This window comes from Campylobacter sp. US25a (assembly GCF_004379075.1).
Lineage (GTDB): Bacteria > Campylobacterota > Campylobacteria > Campylobacterales > Campylobacteraceae > Campylobacter_D > Campylobacter_D jejuni.
This window is the reverse complement of sequence record NZ_RYYM01000026.1, coordinates 1-6080: the sequence shown is the minus strand read 5'-3', so window position 1 is coordinate 6080 and position 6080 is coordinate 1. Positions and strand designations below refer to the sequence as shown.

Below are 6080 nucleotides of genomic sequence, written 5' to 3'. Positions count from 1 at the left end.
TTCCAAACCCTAAAAACACCCTATTCTCTTAAAAAACCCTAACCAGCAACAAACTCTTTTTTAAACACGATTCTAAGCACCATCTAAAACAACAATAAAAATAAACATAGGATTTATATATAAAGTAAGCAATGAAGACATTTAACAAGTCCGCAATGAGCTACTTTCCCCCTGCCAGTAAGGCGTAGTATCATCACCCACGATGTGCTTAGCTTCTTGGTTCGGGATGGAGCAAGGCGTTTCCACATCTGTATAATCACGGACATTGTTATTTAAATATTCTTTGAAAGATTTAATTTATAAATAAAGCTTAATCTTTTATTTCTTTATTTTTTTCTTTATTCTCTTTCTTCTTTACTTATCTTTTATCTTTAATAAGTTTTTATATAGAATACTTAAAAAACAATGTTAAGAGCAAGTTCTAATATAAACTCTACTTGAAAGATTTCTATAAAACTCTAAATATTATCTATATTCAAAGTCTTCTTAAAAACCTTAACAAGGAAGTGATGCTTTATTAAAGATAAGCCAAACGCTCTATTAGTACTGGTCAGCTAAAGGACTTTCATCCATTACACACCCAGCCTATCAAACTAGTAGTCTTCTAGAGAGCTTAGAGAAGATTCATCTTAGAGTTGGCTTCACGCTTAGATGCTTTCAGCGTTTATCCTTTCCAAACTTAGCTACGCTGCGATGCTCTTGGCAGAACAACAGCTACACCAGTGGTTTGTTCAACCCGGTCCTCTCGTACTAGGGTCAAATCTCTTCAATCTTCTTACGCCCACGGCAGATAGGGACCGAACTGTCTCACGACGTTCTGAACCCAGCTCGCGTACCGCTTTAAATGGCGAACAGCCATACCCTTGGGACCTGCTCCAGCCCCAGGATGCGATGAGCCGACATCGAGGTGCCAAACCTCCCCGTCGATGTGAGCTCTTGGGGGAGATCAGCCTGTTATCCCCGGGGTACCTTTTATCCTTTGAGCGATGGCCCTTCCACACAGAACCACCGGATCACTAAGACCGACTTTCGTCTCTGCTTGACTTGTATGTCTTGCAGTTAAGCTGGCTTATACCTTTATACTCTACGAACGATTTCCAACCGTTCTGAGCCAACCTTTGTAAGCCTCCGTTATTATTTGGGAGGCGACCGCCCCAGTCAAACTACCCACCAGACATTGTCCCACTTGAGGATAACTCAAGCTGGTTAGCTACCCAAATAAGAAAGAGTGGTATCTCAACAACGGCTCATATACAACTGGCGTCATATACTCAAAGCCTCCCACCTATCCTGCACATTCTTATCCAAGTAGCAGTGTCAAGCTGTAGTAAAGGTCCACGGGGTCTTTCCGTCTTGCCGCGGGTAGGAGGAATTTTCACCTCCACTACAATTTCACTGGATCCCTCTTTGAGACAGCTCCCATCTCGTTACGCCATTCATGCAGGTCGGTATTTAACCGACAAGGAATTTCGCTACCTTAGGACCGTTATAGTTACGGCCGCCGTTTACTCGGGCTTCGATCAAGAGCTTCGCTAATGCTAACCCCATCAATTAACCTTCGAGCACCGGGCAGGCGTCACACCCTATACATCCTCTTACGAGTTAGCAGAGTGCTGTGTTTTTGGTAAACAGTCGGGAGGGACTCTTTGTTGTAAGTTTCTTCGCTTTCGGAGTAAATCCTAGTACGAAGCTAACCACACCTTATACCGAAGATACGGTGCTATTTTGCAGAGTTCCTTAAAGAGAGTTCTTCCACGCGCCTTAGAATACTCATCCCACCCACCTGTGTCGGTTTACGGTACGGGCAACATTAGCTAAACTTAGAAACTTTTCTTGGCTCGACGGCATCAGGGGTTCTTCTATCCATCCGAAGACTTCAAAAAGCCTTTCAGTTCTCGGAGTGTTCTTATACGGATTTGCCTGTATAAGCTCCTACGACCTTAGACTAGCACTTCCATCCGCTAGCCCCCTTAGCCCTAAGCGTCCTTCCATCGCACACTAATGTTGGTATTGGAATATTAACCAATTTGCCATCGTCTACCCCTTTCGGACTCGACTTAGGACCCGACTAACCCTACGATGACGAGCATCGCGTAGGAAACCTTGGGTTTACGGCGTTAATGATTCTCACATTAATTATCGCTACTCATGCCTGCATGCTCACTTCTATTCGCTCCAGCACTCCTTACCGGTATACCTTCGACGCAAATAGAACGCTCTCCTACCACTTGCACACAACTTAAACTACTTAAACTTTAAACCAAGAATATTTTTACTGATTTTACTAAGTTTTGTTTCTATCTTTACTCTATAAAAATCAGTAAAAATATAACTTAAAACATATAACTTAGTTTTTTATATTCTAAACTTAAATAATCTAAGTTGTGTGCAAGTCTACAGCTTCGGTACTTACTTTAGCCCCGTTATATTTTCCGCGCAAAATCACTAGACCAGTGAGCTATTACGCTTTCTTTAAAGGATGGCTGCTTCTAAGCCAACCTCCTGGTTGTTTAAGTAACTTCACATCGTTTTCCACTTAAGTAAGATTTAGGGACCTTAGCTGGTAGTCTGGGTTGTTTCCCTCTTGACGACGGATTTTATCACTCGCCGCCTGACTGCTGTGATTACATATAAGGTATTCGGAGTTTGATAGGGTTTGGTACATTGGTGTATGCCCTAGCCCATTCAGTGCTCTACCCCCTTATATTACGACACAACGCTATACCTAAATATATTTCGGAGAGAACCAGCTATCACGAAGTTTGATTGGCCTTTCACCCCTATCCACAAGTCATCCCGGGGCTTTTCAACGCCTATGGGTTCAGTCCTCCACTAGTTCTTACACTAGCTTCAACTTGCTCATGGATAGATCACTTCGTTTCGGGTCTGCAGCATCTGACTAAGCGCCCTATTCAGACTCGCTTTCGCTACGGCTTCGCGTTTGCTTAACCTTGCCAGACACCACAACTCGCAGGCTCATTATGCAAAAGGCAGTCCATCACACTGTATTGCTACATAGTGCTCTGAATGATTGTAAGCAAATGGTTTCAGGTTCTATTTCACTCTGATCACCTCAGTTCTTTTCACCTTTCCCTCACGGTACTTGTGCACTATCGATCTGGTATTAGTATTTAGGGTTGGATCGTGGTCGACCCGGATTCAGACAGGATTCCTCGTGTCCCGCCCTACTCAGGATACTGCTAGCTAAGCTTTGTTTTTCGCATACGGGACTATCACCCTCTATGGCTATACTTTCCAGAATGTTCTGCTAAACTCAGCTCTTGCACATTGCAGTCCTACAACCCCCAGTGCAAGCACTGGGTTTGCCCTCTTGCGCTTTCGCTCGCCGCTACTGACGCAATCTCTATTGATTTCTTTTCCTGAGGGTACTAAGATGTTTCAATTCCCCTCGTTCGCTCCTATATAGGTAATGTATATCTCTATACATTGGGTTGCCCCATTCGGAAATCTACGGATCAAAGCTTCTTGACAGCTCCCCGTAGCTTATCGCAGTCTAGTACGTCCTTCATCGCCTTTACCAGTCAAGGCATCCACCATTCGCTCTTAGTAGCTTACCTTTTGATGTTCTTTTAGCAGATGAGCAAAGCTCATCTTAAAGAACCAAAGCTAAAGGCCTACCCCGCCAACCTAAAAGATATTAGGCTTAAAACGAAATAAACTAAACATTCATTAAAAAATTAATGTAGATAAAGCTTCAATTCTTAATCACTAAAAAAACAATTTGCATAAAAGTTAGATATAACCTAACTTCTACCTTTTTTATTGATTCTAAAACGCATCACTTCCTTGTTAAAGTTTTTATGATAAGACTTCTTTATCTTAAGACGGAAAGCATTCAAACACTTAATATAAAACTAAATGATTTAGTCTTAACTAAGCTGTGAGTTTGAAACTTGTCTTTAATTTATAAATCTTAAATCTAATATTCTCTTTATTTTAAAGATAAAGATAATTAAAAAATATAAGTTAAACCAAAGAAAAGATAAATAGGTTTTATCCTTTAACAAGTCCTGTAAAATTGTTTTTATTAAAACTTGCTTGTGACTCTTAACAATGATAATTAAAAAGAACATTTAGGTTTAAAACCTAAAGGAAGTATATATATTAATATAATCATTATAAATATAAATACATAATGTATATGCTACTTATATCTATATAAAGTATATTCTTTTATAGTTAAAGATAAAAAAATAAATCTAAGTATAGAGTTTATATTTTATATTTAATCTACTTTATATACTTGCTTTAGATTTTAAAGCTTTTTTATTCAAATCTTTTTTATGGTGGGCCTAACAAGACTTGAACTTGTGACCTCACCCTTATCAGGGGTGCACTCTAACCAGCTGAGCTATAGGCCCTTAATAAATGGTGGAGAATAGCGGGATCGAACCGCTGACCTCCTGCGTGCAAAGCAGGCGCTCTCCCAGCTGAGCTAATTCCCCATAAACAATTAGCTTTATCATCAATCTTTGAAATCTAAACAAGAATCAATTGAGTTTATATATTGAAGTAATAGTGGTGAGACTTATTACTTTGTACTCTAGAAAGGAGGTGATCCAACCGCAGGTTCTCCTACGGTTACCTTGTTACGACTTCACCCCAGTCGCTGATTCCACTGTGGACGGTAACTAGTTTAGTATTCCGGCTTCGAGTGAAATCAACTCCCATGGTGTGACGGGCGGTGAGTACAAGACCCGGGAACGTATTCACCGTAGCATGGCTGATCTACGATTACTAGCGATTCCGGCTTCATGCTCTCGAGTTGCAGAGAACAATCCGAACTGGGACATATTTTATAGATTTGCTCCACCTCGCGGTATTGCGTCTCATTGTATATGCCATTGTAGCACGTGTGTCGCCCTGGGCATAAGGGCCATGATGACTTGACGTCGTCCACACCTTCCTCCTCCTTACGAAGGCAGTCTATTTAGAGTGCTCGGCCGAACCGTTAGCAACTAAATACGTGGGTTGCGCTCGTTGCGGGACTTAACCCAACATCTCACGACACGAGCTGACGACAGCCGTGCAGCACCTGTCTCTAAGTTCTAGCAAGCTAGCACCCTCATATCTCTATAAGGTTCTTAGGATATCAAGCCCAGGTAAGGTTCTTCGCGTATCTTCGAATTAAACCACATGCTCCACCGCTTGTGCGGGTCCCCGTCTATTCCTTTGAGTTTTAATCTTGCGACCGTACTCCCCAGGCGGTACACTTAATGCGTTAGCTGCATTACTGAGATGACTAGCATCCCAACAACTAGTGTACATCGTTTAGGGCGTGGACTACCAGGGTATCTAATCCTGTTTGCTCCCCACGCTTTCGCGCCTTAGCGTCAGTTGAGTTCCAGCAGATCGCCTTCGCAATGGGTATTCTTGGTGATATCTACGGATTTTACCCCTACACCACCAATTCCATCTGCCTCTCCCTCACTCTAGACTATCAGTTTCCCAAGCAGTTTAATGGTTAAGCCATTAGATTTCACAAGAGACTTGATAATCCGCCTACGCGCCCTTTACGCCCAGTGATTCCGAGTAACGCTTGCACCCTCCGTATTACCGCGGCTGCTGGCACGGAGTTAGCCGGTGCTTATTCCTTAGGTACCGTCAGAATTCTTCCCTAAGAAAAGGAGTTTACGCTCCGAAAAGTGTCATCCTCCACGCGGCGTTGCTGCGTCAGGGTTTCCCCCATTGCGCAATATTCCCTACTGCTGCCTCCCGTAGGAGTCTGGACCGTGTCTCAGTTCCAGTGTGACTGATCATCCTCTCAGACCAGTTAAGCGTCATAGCCTTGGTAAGCCATTACCTTACCAACTAGCTGATACTATATAGTCTCATCCTACACCGAAAAACTTTCCCTACTCAACTTGTGTTAAGCAGGAGTATAGAGTATTAGCAGTCGTTTCCAACTGTTGTCCTCTTGTGTAGGGCAGATTAACTATACCTTACTCACCCGTGCGCCACTAATCCACTTCTAGCAAGCTAGAAGCTTCATCGTTCGACTTGCATGTATTAGGCACGCCGCCAGCGTTCACTCTGAGCCAGGATCAAACTCTCCATAA

General features: G+C 42.5%; 2 tRNA genes and 3 rRNA genes. All 5 read right to left on the bottom strand.

The features are described from left to right. Positions 1–147: 147 nt before the first annotated feature. Positions 148–264: ribosomal RNA gene (gene rrf / locus ELQ12_RS09225) — 5S ribosomal RNA — on the bottom strand. A 255-nt stretch (positions 265–519) separates the two neighbouring features. After that, positions 520–3578, bottom strand: a 23S ribosomal RNA gene (locus ELQ12_RS09220). Positions 3579–4305: 727 nt separating this feature from the next. Continuing rightward, positions 4306–4382, bottom strand: a tRNA-Ile gene (locus ELQ12_RS09215). Between the two features lie 8 nt (positions 4383–4390). Next, positions 4391–4466: transfer RNA gene (locus ELQ12_RS09210), tRNA-Ala, on the bottom strand. Between the two features lie 102 nt (positions 4467–4568). Further along, positions 4569–6080, bottom strand: a 16S ribosomal RNA gene (locus tag ELQ12_RS09205). Together the 16S, 23S and 5S rRNA genes with 2 tRNA genes alongside form the textbook arrangement of a ribosomal RNA operon.